Raw genomic sequence first — 18685 nt, 5'->3', positions numbered from 1 at the left:
GGATGCCGGACGCGCTCGCGCGGGGCTCGTCGCGGGGCATTGAACATATTCAAACTGTTAAGGACCTTAAGAGCACTTGCGGAGGCATCGACAACGTTGTACGTTCCCTCCACAACGCTTAACTTTGTTAACAGTTAGCGTCACGTCCGTAGTGCTCGTGGAGGGGTCCATGAAACGCAAAACCCTGATCCCCCTCGCGCTGACCGCCGCCGCCACCCTAGGTGCGACGACCCTCGGCGTGATCAACGCGCAGTCCGCCAGTGCCGCGTTGACCAGCAACTGGTACGCCTCGGCGCCGTACCTGATGCCGTTCGACAACAGCCCGCCCGACGCCGTCGCGGTCATGAACGCGACCGGGCAGAAGGCCTTCCAGCTGGCGTTCATCCTCGCCCCCAACGGCGGCGGCTGCACGCCCACGTGGGACGGCACCCGGGCCGTCTCCTCCGACACCGAGGCCGCGGCGCTCATCTCGCGCATCCGGGCCGCCGGCGGTGACGTGAGCGTCTCCATCGGCGGGTACGGCGGCACCAAGCTCGGCCAGACCTGCGGCACCCCGGCCGCGACCGCCGCCGCCTACCAGCAGGTGGTCACCAAGTACTCCCTCAAGGCGATCGACTTCGACCTCGAGGAGCCGGAGTACGAGAACGCCGCGGCCGTGAACAACGAGCTCGGCGCCGCGCAGATCCTGCAGCGGGACAACCCCGGCCTGTACGTCTCCGTCACCACGGCCGGCACGGCGGCGGGCACGGGCTGGTTCGGCACCGAGATGCTCAAGAACGCCAAGAGCCTCGGCTTCACCCCGAACAACTACTCGATCATGCCGTTCGACGGCGGCTTCAACGGCGCGTCCTCGCAGACCGCCGCGGCCGAGGCGTTCCACGGCATCCTGATGAGCACGTTCGGCTGGGACAGCGCCACGGCCTACGCCCACGAGGGCGTCTCGCTGATGAACGGGCGCAGCGACGCCGGCGAGTACTTCCGCCAGGCCGACTTCCAGACCGTGCTCGACTACGCGACCTCGCACCACCTGGCGCGGTACACGTACTGGTCGGTCAACCGCGACCGCCAGTGCGCCGACCCGAACCAGTCGACCACGTCGGGCACCTGCAGCAGCGTGCCGCAGACCGCGTGGGAGTTCACGAAGTACACGGCCCGCTTCGCGGGGGCCACGCCGCCCACCACGAACCCGACCACGGGCGGCCCGCCGCCCACCACGCCCGGCACCGGCACGTGCACCGCGGCGGCCTGGAACTCGGGCACCGCGTACTCGGGCGGCGCGCTGGTGTCGTACAACGGCCACACCTACAAGGCGGCCTGGTGGACCCAGGGCGAGACGCCCGGCACCGCGAGCGTCTGGGTGGACCAGGGCGCGTGCGGCGGCGGGGGCACCACGCAGCCGCCGACCTGCCCGGCGGCCTGGAACTCGGGCACCGCGTACAGCGGCGGGGCGACGGTCTCCTACGGCGGTCACAAGTGGACCGCGAAGTGGTGGACCCAGGGCGACATCCCCGGCAACAACTCGCAGAACGTGTGGACCGACAACGGAGCCTGCTGACCGGCACCACCAGTGACGAGGCCGCCGCCCGAAGGGTCATCGGGCGGCGGCCTCGCCCCATTTTCGCTCACCTGTCGCAGCCGGGCGCCGAAGAGTCTGACATGAAGGTGACCGTGGCCCGGAAGCTCGCGGCGCTCATCCTGCTCGCCGCGCTGGGCATCGCCGCCACCGCCGTGGTCCTCGGCGCGCTCCTGAACGGGCTGGCGAGCCGCTTCGACGAGGTGTCCAAGCAGGACCACCCCTCGGTGCGGGCCGCGCTCGAGATGGAGGTGGCCAAGACCGGGCAGGCCGACGACCTGGGCAGCTACGTCGCCGGCGGGGACCGCGAGTTCCTGACGGAGTGGAACGACGACCACGCCGAGTTCGTGAAGTGGCTCGACGCCTACCGCCGGCTGGACGTCTCGCCCCACGAGGCGGCCGTGCTCGACACGGTGACGAGCGCCGACGCGACGTACCAGAGCGAGGCCCAGAAGGTCGTCGCGCTGGTCCAGGCCGGGGACACGGCCGCGGCGACCAAGGCCTCGAACGACGTCCTCGGCCCGCTCGAGGACAAGATCTTCAAGGGCCTCACCGAGCTGGAGGACCTCAACACCACGACCATCGCCGACGCCACCGCGGCCGGGGAGCGGCAGGTCACCCGCGGGGCCTGGCTCGCGGTCGTCATCCCGCTCGCGGCCCTGGTGGTCGTGACCGCGGTCGCGATCGTCATCGTGCGCGGGATCGTGCGCCCGCTGCGCACGGCGGTCGCGGCGCTCGGCCGGGTCGCCGAGGGGGATCTCACCGGCAGCGTCGCGGTGCGCGGCGGCGACGAGCTGGCGGACATGAGCCGGGCGCTGAACCGGGCCACGGCGGCGATGCGCGAGACGGTCGGCGCGCTCGGCTCGACGGCGACCTCGCTGACCGACACCGCCGGGGACCTGAGCCGCTCGGCCGGGGACACGGCCGTGAGCGCCGACAACGCGAACCTGCAGGCCCAGACCACGGCCTCGGCGGCGGAGGAGGTCTCGGCCGGGGTGAGCACGGTGGCCACCGCCTCGGAGGAGATGACCGCGGCGATCGCCGAGATCGCGCAGAACGCGTCCCGGGCCGCGGTGGTCGCCACGAGCGCCGTGGACACGGCGGCGCAGACCTCGGGCACGGTACAGCTGCTGGGGGTGGCCTCCGGCGAGATCGCCGAGGTGCTCAAGACGATCACGAGCATCGCGGCGCAGACCAACCTGCTCGCGCTCAACGCGACCATCGAGGCGGCCCGGGCCGGCGAGTCCGGCAAGGGCTTCGCGGTCGTCGCCGGCGAGGTCAAGGACCTGGCCCAGGAGACCTCCCGCGCCACCGAGGACATCGCCCGGCGCATCGAGTCGATCCGCACGCACACCGGCGCGACGACGGAGGCGATCGGGCGCATCGCCGGGATCATCGACGAGATCAACGACTACCAGAACACCATCGCGTCCGCGGTCGAGGAGCAGACGGCCACCACCGAGGAGATCAACCGCTCGGTGAGCGAGGCCGCGGCCGGGACGCAGGTGATCGCGGCGAACGTGACGCACCTGGCGACCACGGCGCAGGCGGTCACCGAGGCGGCCGCCGCCTCGAGCCGGGCCGCGTCGTCGCTCACCGAGACGGCCGGCCACCTGCGCACGCTCGTGTCGCGCTTCAGCGTCTAGTGCCCGCGGTGCCTAGTGCCCGCCCCGGCAGCAGCGGGCCTGCGCATACAGCTCCTGCATCCGGTCGCCGGCCTCCTCCGGGCGGTTCAGGGGCGTCGGGAACGGGAGTCGTACGTCGCGGGCGCGCCCCGCGAACTCCAGGCGCAGGACCACGCCGTACCGGTCGAGGCGCACGGGCACGACGCGCTTGACGCCGTGCAGGTGATGCGGCGGCACCAGCCGGGTCAGGCGGTCGACGGCGTCGGGGTGCGCGTCGCTGAGGTGGCACAGCAGGTCCGCCTCGACGTGCGCGAGCGGATCGGGCTCGGCGGCGGCGAACGCGTCCGGGTCGACGGTGATCTCGGCGTCGCGCCCGTAGGCGGGGTCCTGCAGCGTGGCCTCGGCCAGATCGAGCGCCAGCCCGCCCGCCGGATGCACGCCGAGCCAGCCGCCGAACGTGGCCCGGGCCCGCACCCGCGAGCGCACCGAGGTCGGGGCCACGTCCGTGAGCTCGAGCACGGCGGCGCTGTCGTCGGCGCCGTTGATGGCGTCGAGCGGTACGTCGAGCAGGATGCGCCCGCCCTCGACCCGGTGCGCGCCGACCAGGTCGCAGCGGCGCCCGGGGACGTGCAGGGTGAGCGAGCCGGCGGCGGCCAGCAGCGAGCGCAGGCGCTCGGCAGGGGTGGGGAGCGTTGACATCCGACCTCCTAAGGTTAGGCTTACCTTATTCGAAAGGAGCCCCGTGAACCAGTCACGCCCCAAGGTCCGCCGCTCCCGCGCGCTGGGCATCGCGCTGACCCCCAAGGACGTCAAGTACTTCGAGCGGCGCCCGTTCCCGCCCGGCCAGCACGGCCGTGCGCGCCCGAAGGTCAGCGACTACAAGGTCCGGCTGCTGGAGAAGCAGCGGCTGAAGGCGCAGTACAACATCCGCGAGAACCAGCTGCGGGCCGCCTTCGACCGGGCGGTGCGCCGCCCCGGCAAGACCGGCGAGGAGCTGGTCGTGGACCTTGAGCTGCGGCTGGACGCGCTGGTGCTGCGGGCGGGGTTCGCGCGCACGATCTACCAGTCCCGCCAGGTGGTGACGCACCAGCACGTGAACGTCAACGGGCGGCGGGTGGACCGCCCGTCGTACCGCGTCCGCCCCGGCGACGTCATCGAGATCGCCGAGCGCAGCCGCACGAAGACGCCGTTCATGGTCGCCGCCGCGGGCGCCCACACGGGCGAGCGCACCGCTGCCTACCTGGACACGAACCTGGCCGGCCTGACCACGCGCCTGATTCGGCTGCCGCTGCGCCAGGAGATCCCGGTGCTCTGCGACGAGCAGCTGATCGTCGAGTTCTACAGCCGCTGACGCGCGGCCGGCCGGAAGGGGAGTCTCCCGCCCGGCCGGCGCCGCGCACTCGGAGCGCATCGCCCGGACGTACAATTCCGCCGCCCGATGTACCCATCCATTCCGGCTGCCGAACGGCGCGATTCCCCGCTATCTCTATAAAATGCCGCTGATCGATGTCTGGTCGCATTTCTCGTATCATTGATACGGGAGGCGGCCGGATGAAGAGTGCGCGCGTGGCGGGCCGGGTCGTGGTGGTCGGCGCGGGGGTGGCCGGACTGGCGGCCGCGTGGTCGGCCCGCTGCCTCGGCTTCGCGGTCACCTGCCTGGAGGCCCGCGAGATCGGTCATCCCCAGGGCAGCTCGGCGGGGCCGGCGAAGATCTTCCGGTACGCCTACGAGGACGAGACCTTCGCCCGCCTGCTCATGGACACCGAGGAGCGGTGGCGCGAGCTCGAACGGCTGACCGCCACCGCGCTCATCCGGCCGTGCCCCGGCCTGAACATCGGCCGGGCGGACTCCGCGGCCCTCGCCGCGATCACCGGCTCGCTCGAGGCGGCGGGCCGCAAGTACGAGGTGCTGCTGCCCGGCGACGCCCGGCTGGCGGAGTTCGGCCTGCGGCTCTTCGCGGGCGAGGCCGCCGTGCTCGAGCTCGATGCCGGCGTGATGGAGCCGCCCGTCGTGCTGCGCGCGCTGGCCGGGCACCTGCGGGCCGGCGGCGCCGAGCTGCGGGAGCGGGTCGTCGCGCGCCGGATCGAGCCGCGCGGCGACGGTCTCGTGGTGCGGACCGACGCCGGCGACGTGGCCGCCGATCGGGTCGTCGTCGCCGCCGGGCCCTGGCTGGCGGACCTGGTCGAGCGCCCGCCGGTGCCCCTCACGGTCACCCGGCAGCATCAGTTGTCGTTCGCGACCGATCGGCCGATCGGCGCCGGGACCCCGTTCTCGTGGGCGGAGATTACGACGGACGACGGCTACGGGATCAGCAATCTGCACGGGGCGCACATCATCGGAAACCATCTACCCGGTCCGGCCGGGAGGCATTCCGGAAACGCGGGTGATCCGCACGAACTCGACGCGGTGCATGCGCGGCTCGGCGCATTCCGCAGGCGGCTGACCGATGCGCCCGGCGTCGCCGTGACGGCTGCGCGTACCTGCCACTACACCAGCGCGCCCGGCGACGCCTTTCTGATCTCCCGGCACCCGGATCTGCCCGGCACGGTGCTGCTCAGCGCCTGTTCCGGGCACGGGTTCAAGTTCGCGCTCACCACCGGCCGCCGGGCCGTCGAGCTGGCCGCCGAGGCCTGATTTCAAGCGTGGTGCAAGCGAAGCGGCGGCTCGATGCCTGCCGAGGGCCCTCACCACGGCCGGGTGACACCCGCGCGGGGCGGTATTTGCAAGCGCCGAACAAGCGGGTCGGCAGGCTCAAGGGGCTAGAACTGTAACGTTGATGCCGCCCTCATACCTTTCCGATACCTGCTCGAGCGCGGAGGATGCGGATGGAACGCGCAGGCGCCGCACATCGGATCGAACTCCTGGGAGATCTGCGGGTCTACGACAGCACCGGGGTGCCATTGCCGCTGCCCGGTGACCGCGTCATGCAGCGGCTGCTGGTCGCGCTGGCGCTGCGGGTGGGGCACCCCCGCAGCATCACCGAGCTCGTGGGCATCGTGTGGGGCAACGGATCGGACTCGTTCAACCGCAACGGCAAGAGCCTGGAAGCGCCGGTCAGCCGGCTGCGCAGCCGGTTCGAGATGCCGATTCCCCCGCGGCGCGGCACCGGCCACTTCTACCAGCTCGATCTCGAGCGCTCCGAGATCGACGCGCTCGCCTTCATCGACAAGGTGCGGGCCCCCGTGCTCGAGGCCGACGAGATCGCCCGGCTGCTGTCGATGTGGCGGGGCGACCCCCGCACGGTGTTCGAGTTCCTGCCGCGCGGCGAGTGGGCGCCCCTGATGCGGGCCTTCGAGCAGTTCCTGGGGCACATCAACCGGCTGCCGGCGGCGGACGTGCGCCAGATCCGGGGCGAGCTCGACGAGTTCGCCGACCGCCTTCCGGACCTCACCGCCGACGTGGCCTGGCCCGCGCCGGCCGCGCCGGTCCGCCGGCACCGGCTGCTCATCGTCGAGAACGAGGCCAAGGTCGCGGAGATGCTCGCCAGCATCCTGATCGACTACGAGACGCGGATCGCCCTCACGCTCACCGAGGCGATGCAGGTGGTGATCGAGCAGATCGACGACATCGACGGCGCGCTCATCGACCTGCACCTCACCGAGCGCATGGACTCGGCCGGCCTCGAGGTGCTGGCCTACATCCGCGACCGGCGGCCCGAGCTGCCCCGGGTGCTCATCACCGCCAGCCCGCCGCCCGGTTCGCAGGAGCAGATGCGCCGGGTGTACGGCATCATGGACATCCTGGTCAAGGGCGCCGACGGTTACAGCGCCAACGGGGTGCGCGACGCCGTCGCGCAGATGTTCAACGAGGCGCCCGAGGCCGCCCGGCAGCGGGCCACGGCCCGGCTGCGCTCTCACGCGATCCAGGTGCAGCGCCGGCTCAACCAGCAGATGAGCGCGGCCCGGCGCGGCATCCGCACGGGCGAGCGCTCCGCCTACACCGAGCTCGAGCGCTGCACCGACCGCATCGAGCAGTTCGACCGCGACAGCGACATCACGCTGCAGCAGATGGAGCTGGCCGCCCCGGCGGAGCTCGACGAGATCTTCCTGCAGTACGTGCGGCACTGGCCGCTGGACAACCAGGGGGCGGCGGCATGACGGGGCCGATCGACACCCTGGAGAGCCTGGAGGACCGCGCGGACGACGAATGGCAGGAGCGGCAGCGGGTCTACTGGGCCGGGATCTCGTCGCGCTACGACGAGCTCTACCGCAGCGGCTGGAGCGCGCTGGAGAACGCCTGGACGCGACGGCGGCTCAAGTTCCTGCGCGAGCTCGCCGACCCGGTCGTGCTCGACCTGGGCTGCGGCACCGGGCTCGGCCTCTCGTTCGTCCGGCACCACAACGAGCGCGCGCGGTACGTCGGCCTGGACATCTCCAAGGACATGGTCGGACCGCTCATCGACCAGGGGGAGAGGGTCGTCATCGGCTCGATGGACGACCTGGGCGCCTTCGACAACGCCTCGGTCGACGTGGTGATCTCCCTGTTCTCGTCGTTGTCGTACGCCGACCGGACCGAGACCGTGTTCGCCGAGACCGCGCGCGTGCTGAAACCCGGGGGCTGGGCCTACTTCTCGGTCCTGAGCGCCCACGCGCTGAGCCGGTGGCGCGCCGGGGCGGGCCGCGGCCTGTACCAGACCCGGGGCGACCACCGCACGGGCGCCGCCGTGCCCGTCCGCGAGCACACCACCCGTACCATGCGGCGCCTCGGCCAGCGGGCCGGCCTGCGCCCGGTGCGGATCACCGGCATGAACCTGTTCTCGGGCCTGTGGGAGTTCCCGCCGATGTGGCGGGTGGGCCGGCACGGCGCCCGGCTCCTGCCCGCCCTGGCCCACACCATCGAAGCCAAGTACCGGAAAGTGCAGTAGAGGACTGATGACGATGCACACGCCCGCCGTCGAGCGGCTCGATGCCCCGTTCCCGATCTTCCGGGCCGACTGCCGGGGACTGCTCCCCGCCGGCTGGACCGGCGAGATTCTGGAGCGGGTGTCGACCTACGCGGAGTACAGCTGCCTGAGCGGCGACTCCCCGACGTCCCGGCAACGGGAGCTCGGCGACTGCGCCGGGTTCGTCGTCGGCGTCGTCACCGGCAAGGTGGTGTACAACGAGCTGCCCTGGCTCGCCGAGCTGTACCACACCCGGGTCCTGGACCTCGGCAACCGTCTCGGCCTCGGCGAATTCGCCGGCTCGGCGGACGAGCGCTCCGCGATCAACGTCAACGTCCTGCGGACGGGCAACGGCTACGAGTGGCACGTCGACTCCAACCCGCTGACCGGCCTGCTGTTCGTGACGGAGCAGCCGGCCGAGGGCGGCGGTGAGCTGGTGTTCCGGGCCGACCCGGTGACGAGCCCCGGCGAGGACTGGGAGCTCGTCGTCCGGCCCCGGGCGGGCGAGCTGCTGCTCTTCGACGCCCGCCGGGCCGCGCACGCGGTGATGCCGGTTCGCGGTGCGGCGGACCGGATCAGCGTGCCGATGAACTTCTACTACGCCAACGCCGCGAACGGGCGGCCGGACTGCCTCGACCGGTACCTCTACGGCGAATGACCCGGGGCCGGGACGCCCACCTTCGGAGGGAAGCAGCGGATGAACGGCAACATCGCTCGAGACGACGCCGGGTCCGCGCTGCTGCTTGAGGTCTTGCAGCGGGCGCAGCTCGCGGTGTGGATCGCGGACAACGCCGAGCAGGGCTACGCGATTCGCGAATGGAACGCCGGCGCCGAGAGCCTGTACGGCTACACGCGGGACGAAGCGCTCGGCCGCAACTACGTCGAGCTCTTCGTCAACCGGGCCGAGCGCGCCGAGACGCGCGACTCGCACCAGCGCATCGTGGAGGAGGGCGAGGAGTTCGGCTGGAACTTCGCCGCCGACGACATCTCCAAGGACGGCACGATCCACACCGTGCTCGGCAACGCGTTCCGCGTCTGGGACGCCAACGCGGGGCGGCACGTCTACGCCGAGGTCGGCATCGACATCAGCGACTTCGAGCAGATGAGCCGGCAGCTCAACCGGTCCCGGCAGCTGGCCATCCTCACCGCCGGCGGGGCGCGTCAGCAGCTGAAGATCGTCCGTGGCATCCAGCAGCTCAACGAGGCGATCGCGTCGATGAGCCGCCCGGACGAGCGGGGCCTGGAGCGGGTCGTGAAGGCCGTGCGCAGCGGCGTGCACGACATGCTGCTCAGCGACCCGCTCTGCCGCATCTGGCTGTTCGACGACGCCGAGACCCCGCGGCTCGCGCCCGGGTACGACGAGCTGCCGGGAGCGCCCCGCATCGCCGAGGCCGAGATCATCGCCAAGACGGTGTCGTCGGAGGCGCTGGAGACGATCTCCGACCACAGTCCCCTCATCGAGGCCGGGGACGACGTCTACCACTCGGTGGTCGCGAGCCCGCTGCACATCGGCTCCGAGCTGCGGGGCATCCTCATCATGTTCTTCCGGGCCGAGGAGCCCCTGACCGGGGACGACAAGGAGCTCCTGGCGCCGTTCAGCAGCTACGCGGCGGTCGCGCTCGTGATGGCCGCGCTCGCCCGCGAGCAGCAGCGCCGCCGCTACGAGGACACCGAGCGGATCCGGCACGCGATCATCCAGTCCGTGCTGCACACGGTGGGCAACGAGGCCGGGCTGGCCAAGCTCGCCGTCGACTCGCTCAGCGACGAGCTGCGCTCGCACCGGGAGCTGCCCGCGCCGGTGTACAGCCAGCTCGAGCAGGTTCGCGCCTCGGTCGACCGGCTGGGCCAGATCATGACCGAGCTGATCCACCTCAACGTCAACATCAGCGAGCAGTCGCGGCTCAACCTCGCCGAGGCGGTCCGCGTCGTGACGCGCCTGATCGAGCAGAATCACTACGAGCGCGTGGTGGTCACGCACGACATCGACCCGGGCATCTGGATCGAGGCCAGCGAGTACCTGTTGCGTGAGGCGTTGAACAACCTCGTGCAGAACGCGGTGCAGGCGATGATCGAGGCAGACTGGGGCGGCGAGCTGCGCCTGACCGCGGAGACCGTCGAGCGCAACTGGAACGGCCGGATGCGCACGATCGTCATGCTCGACATCGAGGACTCCGGGCCCGGCGTGCAGCCCGGCTTCCGCCAGCGCATCTGGGAGTCGGGCTTCACGACCCGCGGCGACGGCCACGGGCACGGCCTGTACTACACCCGCGGGCTCGTCGGCATGCTCGGCGGGGCGGTGGAGCTGGTCGAGGCGCCATCCTCGCTCGGCGGCGCCTCCTTCCGGCTGTTCCTCGTCGGCGCGGAGCCCGGCCGCTGACCGTTGCCGCGGCGGACATAGACCCGCCGCGGGCCCCGCCGTGCCCCCGGCACGACCACGATCACCCTGAGCTCGGGCCGCGGCTCGGCGGCGACCGGCTTCGGCCGCCGCCGCTGCCAGGCCCACATGACGAGCCTGCCGAGCGCCATCGCGGCCGGGAACGCCATGGGGAGAAGGCCGCTGTAGTCCATCTCGCACCTCCGCTGAATGCCCTGTTGCAAGCAATGTTCCGGCGGTGTGCTTGTCTCCCGCTTGCCTCGTCCTTCGACATGCACCGTCACGACGGGAACGGCCGGCCACCCTCGCGGGGTGACCGGCCGTTCGTGCAGTCCTGGGACTAGTTGGCCGCGACGCCGAACTGGCCCCCACCGGCGTGGAACTCCGTGCCGTCGACGAACGACTTGCCGAAGCTCTGCTCGAGCTGGTCGAGCTCGCCGAAGCTGGCCTGGTGGGCGTTCTCGCTGCCCTCGGCGGCGAAGACGTGGTCGTCCGAGGTCGCGTCGTGCGAGTAGTTCGTGTAGTCGTCCGACTCGTAGTGCACGGCCGCCGGCGCGTCGTACTCGACGTGGTGGCCCTGCGAGAAGTCCGTCGACTCCGCGTTGTGGTGGTCCTGCTCGTACACGCCGTACTGGTTGTTGTAGTCGGCCTCCGAACCCTGCACCTGGTGCAGCTGGTCCAGCTGGCCGTGCTCCTGACCGGCGTCGTAGTGGCCGTAGTCGACGTCGCCGTGACCCGTGTCGCCCATGTCGTAGTCGCTCATCATGTCCCCCTGAGAAGTCGTTGTTGAGCAATACGGTAGGACGGCCCCGAGACCGGCGAATCCCGGAAACGTGCCACCACGACGAGACGTCAGCGGCGGGGCTGGGGGGTCAGCAGCGGGGGTGCCGACGGCGGCTGGAACGGTGGAGGGTTCTCGATGCCCGCGGCGCGCTCCAGCAGCGCCACCAGGCCGGCTCGCGTCGCGACCACGACCATCGTGTGGGTGCGGTCCAGCGTGCGCCAGCGGTTCTGCTCCGGGGCCCAGAAGGTCTGCACGCCCACACCCAGGCCCGCGCGGCCGGTCTGGACGGCGACCAGGCGCACCAGTCCGGGCTCGCTGACCGCGCGGAAGTACTGCCCTTCGAGCTGGGAGCCGGCCCCGACCGGCACCTCGGCGACGAGCAGGACCCGGCGGCCGACCGGGATGGTGTCGATGACCTCGCTGCCGACCATGGACGCGGCGAAGGCCGGCGCGGCCAGGTACGACACGCTGCGCGAGAGGTTGATGTCGAACGCGGTCTTGATGCGCTGGGCGAACTCCTCCTCGAACAGGCGCAGCACGACCCGCAGGCTGGCGCGGAGGTTGCGGCCGATCAGGGCGGCCTCGAGGTTCGTCACGTCCGCGGTCGTCACCACGACCAGGCAGCGGGCCGTGGCCACGGACGCGGCGGTGAGCGTGTCCGGGTTGGTGACGTCGCCGATGATGACCGGCAGGCCGAGGTCGCGGCCGACCTGGACGCCGCGGGCGCGTTCGTCGCGGTCCACGGCCACCACGTCGATGCCGAGGTCGTTGAGCTCCCGCAGCACCCGGGTGCCGACGTTGCCGAGTCCGACCACGACCACGTGGCCGGAGAGGGGCTCGGTCAGGCCGCCGGCCGCGATCGCCAGGCGGGCCTTCACCACGATGCCGACGACGGCGGCGGTGATGGCGGGGATGACGGCCACGCCGACGACGACCAGCACCACGTCGACCGCCTGGGACAGGACCGGGGCGTCCTCCTGCGGGTTGGCGCCGCCGAGCGCGGTGAGCACGGCGAGGTAGAGCGCCTGCCAGGCCCCGACGTGGCGCACGGCGGCCACCGCGATGGTGCCCAGCGCCAGCACGCCCGCGATGCCCGCCAGGATTCGGCGCAGGCCGCCGCCGATGAGCAGCCGCGACAGGCGCATCGGGTGGCGGCGGCGGGGGCGCGGCGGCTCGCCGTCGCGGTTGCCGTACACACTCGTGAGCACGAGATCGGCGCGCTCCTCGTCGGCCGGCAGGGTCTCGTTCTCGGCCGTGATCGCCAGGCCGCAGCGCACGTTGGCCGGGTTGGCCGCGGCGCGGTCGAGGGCCATGAGCTGCTGGCCGTCGGAGAGGCGGATGGTGGTCGGGTTGCTGTCGCCCAGCGCGGCGGCGACGAAGGCGGGCGCGGCGATCTCCGAGGCCGAGAGCACCGAGCAGTTGGAGAGCCGCTCGACGATCCCGGCGCCGAGGCGGGTGTTGAACATCCGCAGCACGACCCGGACCGACGGGTCGACCTCGCGGGCGATGAGGGCGGCGTCGACGTTGGCCACGTCGTCGGTGTCGAGGAACGCGATCGCGTCGGCGTCGGTCAGGTCGGCGGTCTCGAACACGGCGCGGGACGGCCGGCGGGCCTCGATGAGCACCGGGCGGCTCAGCGGGTCGTCGTCGGCGCGGATCTCGGCGATCTCGGGTGCCTGCCCGGCGGTGAGGTCGGGGACGATGACCGTCACCTGGGCCGAATACGTGTTGATCAGCTCGCCGACCAGCCGGCGGGCGAGCGCGTTGTCTCCCCAGACGACGAACTTGCGCACGGCGCCGATCGTAGCGACGAAGCGCTACCCGCAATGGGGCGGCAAACCGACCAGAAGATTGACGTTGTACAGCAGGATCGCGTACTTCCCGACGTCGTGGCGCTCCACCGGGGCGCCCCACATGTGCTCGGCCTGCTCGGGGGTGCCGTAGAACGGGCGGTCCTTCTCGAACACGACGAACCGGGCGTCGTGCGCACCGGCGTCGTACATCGAGTCCTTCGACTGCCAGCAGAACGGCACCAGCCGGTCCCCGCCGCCGACCACGGGCGCGACCACGACCTTGTGCTCGGTGGTCACGGTGATGTTGTTCGAGGCCCAGTACGCGCCGAGGCCGTAGGACAGGCCCCGCTGGCGCAGGTAGTCCGCGGCCTCCTGAGCCTCGGACGGCTCGGCCCGGGGCGGCGAGTAGATCACCACGGTGAGCGCGAAGACCGCGAGCACGGCCGCGAGCGCGCCCCGCCCGATCCGCACCGTCCGCCCGGGGGCGCCGGAGGCCAGCCAGGGACCGGCGTAGCGGGCGGCCAGGGCGGCGGCCATCGGCAGGACCGGCGCGATCTCCCGGGCCGCCATCAGGTCGACGGAGATGGTGGAGACGATCTCGGCGCCGAGGTTGCAGGTGATCGCCGCGATCATCACCGAGTCCACCCGGTCGGCCGTGCCGCGCACCGCGCGTACCAGCGTCACGACGAAGGCGACGAGGGCCACCGCGAACCCGATCAGGTGCAGCAGCGAGAGCAGGATCTCGAACGCGGCCGGGTGCCAGCCGGGGCGGTGGGTGCCGAAGATGACCCCGACCATCCGGGCCGTCATCCAGGCCCGGTGCGGCCAGTCCGACAGCGGCGCCAGCTCGATCGGCGGGTGCGGCGACTGGAACGCGCCGAGCGCGTCGAGCAGGTGGCGGAAGCCGCGCGAGACGACCACCGAGACCACGGCCGCGGCGACCAGCGACAGCTCGTAGAGGCGCTCGCCGCGGCGAATGGCCCGATAGGCGCAGACCACGGCCAGCGGTACGGCTCCCACGAACGTGATGAGCGGGTCGCCCATCGCGCCCCAGCCGAGCAGCAGCGCGACCAGCACCGGGGTCCACACGCGGTGCCGGAGCCGGTCGAGCACGAGCCAGGCCAGGACCAGCGGCACCGCCGAGCCCGTGTGGTTGGGGGAGGACAGCAGCGTCTGGTATCCGGTGCCGGGGACGGGCAGCAGGAGGATCGCGACCGCGACCGCCACCCGCAGCCAGGCCTCCCGGCCCTCGGCCCGGCCCTTGGCCAGCGCCGCCGCGACGAAGACGATCATCGTGTAGGTGATGGCGGCGGTCACGTGCACCTGGTCGGCCGTGACGCCGGTGAACCACTGCACGATGCCGTACTGCACCAGCTCCGTCGGGTAGAAGGACACGTCGGAGAGTGCCCAGCCCTTCAGCAGCGGGTTGCCGTGGAACATGTCCCAGGCCTGCAGCGCGTTGCTCGCCCCGTCGCCGTTGATCGGGAACGCGCGGGCCATCCGCAGGTACGCAGCGCACAGGCCGACGAACAGCCCGACGGCCACGACAACGGACCCGGCCCCGATCATCAGCCTCTGACGCACCCGGGCAGGGTACCGGATCTACCCGGATCACCCGTATTCGTCGGCCAGCTCCCGGTAGGCGGCCAGCACCACTTCCGTGCGCGAGACCAGGTCGGGCTCCGGCCGCGAGCGCAGCGACCCGAGCAGCGCCTCGGCCGCCGTGACCCGCAGCCGGGCCCGGGTCTGCGCGGCCCGCTGGTCGAGAAAGTCCTGGCACAGCCCGGCCAGCCGGCGCAGCTGCCCGGCCCGCCGGCGCACCTCGGCGTCGACGTCGGTGAGCCGCTGGACGATCTCGGCCTGCCGGTCGGTGACGGTGCTGAAGAGGCTGCCGGCCCCGATCGGCTCGCCGACGGAGGCGCGCAGGTCCCGGTCGGCGGTGCGCAGCTCGCCGCGCTCGGCGAGGGCCTGGGCCAGGTCCCACAGCGCCCGCTCCAGCGTCGGCGTCGGGTCGGCCGGGTCGCCCAGCCGCTCCAGCGCCGGCCAGGTGAGCCGGATGCGGTCGGCGTTGGCCGCGGCCGCCTCGAACTCGGTGCGGTCGCGCGGGTCGGTCAGGTACCGCCGCAGCGCCCGCCCCCGCCGCGTCGGCGTGCGCACGAGGGCGTAGCCGGCCAGCATGAACACGGTCGACGCGACGAGCGCGAGCACCCCGCGCACGGCCGCGGGCGGGTCGACCCAGTGAATGGCGAGCGCCACGGTCGCCGCCGCCGTGAGCCCCAGCGCGTAGAGCGCGTGGACCCACCGGTCGACCGGCCAGAACGGTCCGGCGTCGACCTGGGCCGGGCCCGATCGGGGCCCGGTCTCGTCGCTGATCGCGGCGAGGCTGCGCTCCACCGCGTTCCCGCCCCGCCGCAGCACGCCGACGCGGAAGCCGCGCAGGTAGTCGATCACCGTGCGCTCCGCGTCCGCCGGCTCCGCCGGGTCCGGGCGGCCAGGCTCGCGACCACGAGCGCGATCAGGGCCCCGAGCACGCCCCAGGCGATCCCGCCGAGCACCGCCGCGGCCGACGCGGCGGGGATGGACAGCGGGCCGAGCCGCCCCGGCAGGTGCTGCGCGGGCGCGGCGGCGAGCGTGACGAGCGCGGCGGCGGCCAGGCCCAGCAGCGGGGCGTACGGCTGCGGCACCAGGGCGGCCAGCACGGCCGTCAGCAGCACCCCGAGCGCCGGCCCGAGCCACGGCAGGACGGTCAGCAGGCCGACCGCGACCGCCGCGGCCTGCGGGTGGGCCACTCCGCACGCGGACAGGACCGGCCAGGCGACCGCGGCCGCCAGCGCACCCCACAGGCATCGGTGGGTGGCGGCGGTCGCGGTCCCGGCGACGCGGGCCGGACGGGAGCCGGAGCGCAGCAGCAGCACCGGCTCCGGCATCGGCTCCACGACCCGGACCGCACTGCCTTTCACAACAGCCGCAGCTCGCGCGCGCGTTCGACGGCCTCGCGCCGGCGCCCGGCGTGCAGCTTGCGATAGATGTTCTTGACGTGCGTCTTCACGGTGTTGACCGAGACGTACAGCGTGGAGGCGATCTCCAGGTTCGACATGGTGCCCTGCAGGTAGCGCAGCACCGTGAGCTCCCGCTCGGTCAGCGGCTCGACGAGGTTGGTGTCCCCGCCCCGCGCGCCACCGGCCAGCGGCGACGATCCGGCCGCGAGCTCGGCCGCGAGCGGGTGGTAGACGGGCAGCAGCGGCGCGAAGTTGGCCAGCAGGTCGCGCACCGGGTGCCCGCCGACGAGGAACGGACGGCGGAAGCTCTCCTCCTCGGCGATGTCCAGCGCCACCTCGAGGCCCCGCAGCACCCGGTTGCGGTCGCCCAGGGTGCGCCCGGCGAGGCTGGTGAGGATGGCCGCCTGCACGGTCCAGGTCAGCGCGGTGTCGACGGACGGGGTGGCGAACTGCGCCGCGGTCGTCGCCGCGGCCGCCGCCTTGCCCTCGATGAGCGCGGCCGAGGCGTCGACGCACGCGGCCCAGCCGGGGAACACGTCCGGGTCGCCGCCGGTGGCCACGAGCCGCCGGGCCGCGCCCAGGTCGCCGCCGCCGATGCGCAGCTCCGCCTCGGTCAGCGCGAGCGCGCGCTCGACCGCCGGGGCCAGCGCGGCCCCGCCCAGGTCGCGGCGGGCGGTGTGCAGCACCTCCAGCGCCGCGGCGAGCCGCCCGGAGCCGTGGCGGAGCTTCGCGCGCACGGTCGCGATCGACACGAGCAGGTCGGCGTCCCCGGCCGCGAGGTCCAGCGCCTCGTCGAGCAGCCGGTCGGCCTCGGCGATGCGGTCCCACTCGCCGTAGACGCCGGCGAGCGCCATCCGCACCCAGCCCAGGTCGACGGCGTCGGTGATGCCGAAGCGGTCCGCGGTCACCAGCGCCTGGCGGCCGAGCCGGGCGCTCGCACGCAGCCGCCCCCGCAGCGACTCCAGCACCGCGAGCCGGCTGGCCGCGCACACCTGGGCCTGGGCCAGTCCCGCCCGCTGGGCCAGGACCAGCGCGCCGTGCAGCGGGGCCCCGGCCGCGCCGAGCTCGCCCAGGCGCAGGCGGGCCTCGCCCTCGTCGAGCAGGGCCAGGGCCCTGGTTTCATCGTTATTTGCCGATATTTCGGACAACTCGGCGAGCATCCGGCGCGGGTCGCCGCCGAGCCACGCCTCGGCCACCGCGAACGCGCGGAACATCGGCGTGGTGTGCTCGTCGAAGTTGCGGATGCCACCGGCGCGGCGCAGGAAGTCGCGGGTCCCCTCGAGGTCGCCCACCCGCAGCCGCTCGGCCGCGAAGGCCAGCGGGAGCCGGGGGTCCGTCGACTCCTCGGCGGCGGGGGCGTGCGGGGCCGACTCGTGCGGGCGGTCGTAGCGCACCCCGGCCAGGATGTCCGGCCACCCGCGCTCGAGCGTCTCGACGGCGCCGGACCAGTCCTCGGCCAGCAGCGCGTGGCGCAGCGCCTCGGCGGGCAGGCCGTAGGCGCCGTGCCACGCGGCCGCCCGCCGGTGCAGCTCGGCGACCCGCTCGGGGCTGCGGCGCAGCAGCTCGGCGTGCAGGGTGCGGGCGAAGAGGGGGTGGAAGCGGTACCAGCCGCCCGGGCCGGCGTTGCGGGTCAGGAACGTGTTGGAGCCCTTGAGCTCGGCCAGCACGCGGGCGCCGTCGTCGCGGCCGGTGATCGCCTCGACCAGCCCGGCGTTGAGCCGCGGGGCGATGGCCGTCTCCAGCAGCAGCCGCCGCGTCTCGACCGGCAGCGGGTCGATCACCTCGCCGGTGAGGAAGTCGCCGACCGCGGTGCTGAACGGGCCGCCGTCGTCGAGCACCCGCTCCGGCTCCGGGTGCCCGCGCATCGCCATCGCGGCGAGGCGCACCCCGGCCGGCCAGCCCTCGGTGATGGAGTGCAGCGAGTACAGCGTCGCGCTGGGCAGCACCACGTCGTGCGCCGCGAGCAGCTCCGCCGTCTCGGCGATGGTGAGCGAGAGGTCGTTCGTGCGCATCTCGGTCAGGGAGCCATCGACGCGCCAGCGGTACAGGGGCAGGGAGGGGTCGCGGCGGCACGACAGCACCAGTCGCAGCCGGCCCATCCCGTGACGGACCAGCGCCTCGAGATCGGCCAGCGCGCCCGGGTCACTGATCTCGCGCACGTCGTCGACGACCACGACGTGGGGCCGCTGCAGCTCGTCGACGACCCGCAGCAGGTCGTCGCCGTCGCGCTTGCCGGGCCGGTCGGCCTCCGACAGCGCGCCGAGCAGCTGCCCGGGCACGTCCGCGCCCCGCTCGGCGTGCGAGGTCACCCAGCGGACCACCGGCGGCTCCCCGCCGTCGCCGAGGCGCACCGTGCGCGCCCAGGCGACCAGCGCCGCGGTCTTGCCCCATCCGGCGGGCGCGGTCACCAGCGTCAGCGGCGCACGCACCGCGGCGTCCAGCTGGGCGACGACCCGCTCCCGCAGCACGTAGCCAGGCGGCAGGTCCGGCACCGCCACCGATGGTGGCGCCGTGTAACTGCGGCGATCCTGCTGTACCAACGCTTGTGACACCCGTGCCCCCCGAAATCGCTTTCCCGGCCGCGCTTTTCCACTCGTCTTTCATCCGGGCTGAACGAGTTGAGCAAAGCATCGGCGCACGCTGCGCCGCCTCACC

At 72.9% G+C, this 18685-nt stretch carries 15 protein-coding genes; 8 read left to right on the top strand and 7 right to left on the bottom strand.

The genetic code is table 11. The annotated features are described in order from the left end of the window. Positions 1 to 169 precede the first annotated feature (169 nt). Both AC6JBM_RS39755 and AC6JBM_RS39750 read left to right on the top strand, forming a co-directional pair. Positions 170 to 1555 carry a carbohydrate-binding protein gene (locus AC6JBM_RS39755; protein ID WP_497978997.1) on the top strand — a complete coding sequence of 462 codons (1386 nt, stop codon included), beginning with the start codon at positions 170 to 172 and terminating at the stop codon, positions 1553 to 1555. 101 nt (positions 1556 to 1656) lie between these two features. Next, the gene (locus tag AC6JBM_RS39750) at positions 1657 to 3219 is read left to right on the top strand and encodes a methyl-accepting chemotaxis protein (protein WP_497978996.1); all 1563 of its coding nucleotides are present in this window, start codon (positions 1657 to 1659) and stop codon (positions 3217 to 3219) included. Positions 3220 to 3231: 12 nt separating this feature from the next. Here the strand turns inward: AC6JBM_RS39750 and AC6JBM_RS39745 are convergent, their stop codons facing one another. Then, positions 3232 to 3897 carry a DUF2470 domain-containing protein gene (locus AC6JBM_RS39745; protein WP_497978995.1) on the bottom strand — a complete coding sequence of 222 codons (666 nt, stop codon included), beginning with the start codon at positions 3895 to 3897 and terminating at the stop codon, positions 3232 to 3234. Positions 3898 to 3940: 43 nt separating this feature from the next. On the opposite strand from AC6JBM_RS39745, the gene rpsD reads away from it, so the two are divergent. The 6 genes from rpsD (at position 3941) to AC6JBM_RS39715 (ending at position 10457) form a co-directional block, all read left to right on the top strand. Further along, positions 3941 to 4549, top strand: a complete 609-nt coding sequence (gene rpsD, locus AC6JBM_RS39740) for a 30S ribosomal protein S4 (RefSeq protein ID WP_497978994.1) — start codon at positions 3941 to 3943, stop codon at positions 4547 to 4549. Positions 4550 to 4749: 200 nt separating this feature from the next. After that, entirely contained in the window at positions 4750 to 5832 is a 1083-nt protein-coding gene (locus AC6JBM_RS39735) for an FAD-dependent oxidoreductase (protein WP_497978993.1), read from the top strand. A gap of 191 nt (positions 5833 to 6023) precedes the next feature. After that, positions 6024 to 7295 (top strand): hypothetical protein, encoded by a 1272-nt coding sequence (locus AC6JBM_RS39730; protein ID WP_497978992.1) that lies wholly within the window; start codon positions 6024 to 6026, stop codon positions 7293 to 7295. Further along, positions 7292 to 8062 (top strand): class I SAM-dependent methyltransferase, encoded by a 771-nt coding sequence (locus AC6JBM_RS39725; RefSeq protein WP_497978991.1) that lies wholly within the window; start codon positions 7292 to 7294, stop codon positions 8060 to 8062. Before AC6JBM_RS39730 ends, AC6JBM_RS39725 begins: the two co-directional genes overlap by 4 nt. 7 nt (positions 8063 to 8069) lie before the next feature. Next, positions 8070 to 8738 (top strand): 2OG-Fe(II) oxygenase, encoded by a 669-nt coding sequence (locus tag AC6JBM_RS39720; protein WP_497978990.1) that lies wholly within the window; start codon positions 8070 to 8072, stop codon positions 8736 to 8738. A gap of 39 nt (positions 8739 to 8777) precedes the next feature. Further along, a complete protein-coding gene (locus AC6JBM_RS39715) occupies positions 8778 to 10457 on the top strand; it encodes an ATP-binding protein (RefSeq protein ID WP_497978989.1) in 1680 nt (559 codons plus the stop codon). Positions 10458 to 10794: 337 nt separating this feature from the next. Here AC6JBM_RS39715 and AC6JBM_RS39710 read toward each other — a convergent pair whose 3' ends face one another. The 6 genes from AC6JBM_RS39710 to AC6JBM_RS39685 form a co-directional block, all read right to left on the bottom strand. Then, positions 10795 to 11217, bottom strand: coding sequence for a hypothetical protein (locus AC6JBM_RS39710; protein WP_497978988.1), 423 nt, complete (start codon positions 11215 to 11217; stop codon positions 10795 to 10797). Positions 11218 to 11306: 89 nt separating this feature from the next. Further along, the gene (locus AC6JBM_RS39705) at positions 11307 to 13031 is read right to left on the bottom strand and encodes a potassium channel family protein (RefSeq protein ID WP_497978987.1); all 1725 of its coding nucleotides are present in this window, start codon (positions 13029 to 13031) and stop codon (positions 11307 to 11309) included. 24 nt (positions 13032 to 13055) lie between these two features. Further along, on the bottom strand, positions 13056 to 14615 hold the full coding sequence (locus AC6JBM_RS39700; protein ID WP_497978986.1) for a hypothetical protein: 1560 nt from the start codon (positions 14613 to 14615) through the stop codon (positions 13056 to 13058). Between the two features lie 27 nt (positions 14616 to 14642). After that, positions 14643 to 15482, bottom strand: a complete 840-nt coding sequence (locus tag AC6JBM_RS39695; protein ID WP_497978985.1) for a hypothetical protein — start codon at positions 15480 to 15482, stop codon at positions 14643 to 14645. Beyond that, positions 15479 to 15967: a hypothetical protein gene (locus AC6JBM_RS39690; RefSeq protein ID WP_497978984.1), complete on the bottom strand. Its 489-nt coding sequence runs from the start codon at positions 15965 to 15967 to the stop codon at positions 15479 to 15481. The genes AC6JBM_RS39695 and AC6JBM_RS39690 overlap by 4 nt, the downstream gene beginning before the upstream one ends. A gap of 20 nt (positions 15968 to 15987) precedes the next feature. Further along, positions 15988 to 18522: a helix-turn-helix transcriptional regulator gene (locus tag AC6JBM_RS39685; RefSeq protein ID WP_497978983.1), complete on the bottom strand. Its 2535-nt coding sequence runs from the start codon at positions 18520 to 18522 to the stop codon at positions 15988 to 15990. Positions 18523 to 18685: the final 163 nt, after the last annotated feature.

This window comes from Dactylosporangium thailandense (assembly GCF_059739745.1).
Note: the sequence above shows the minus strand (reverse complement) of the source record. Positions and strands in the feature narration are given on the sequence as shown.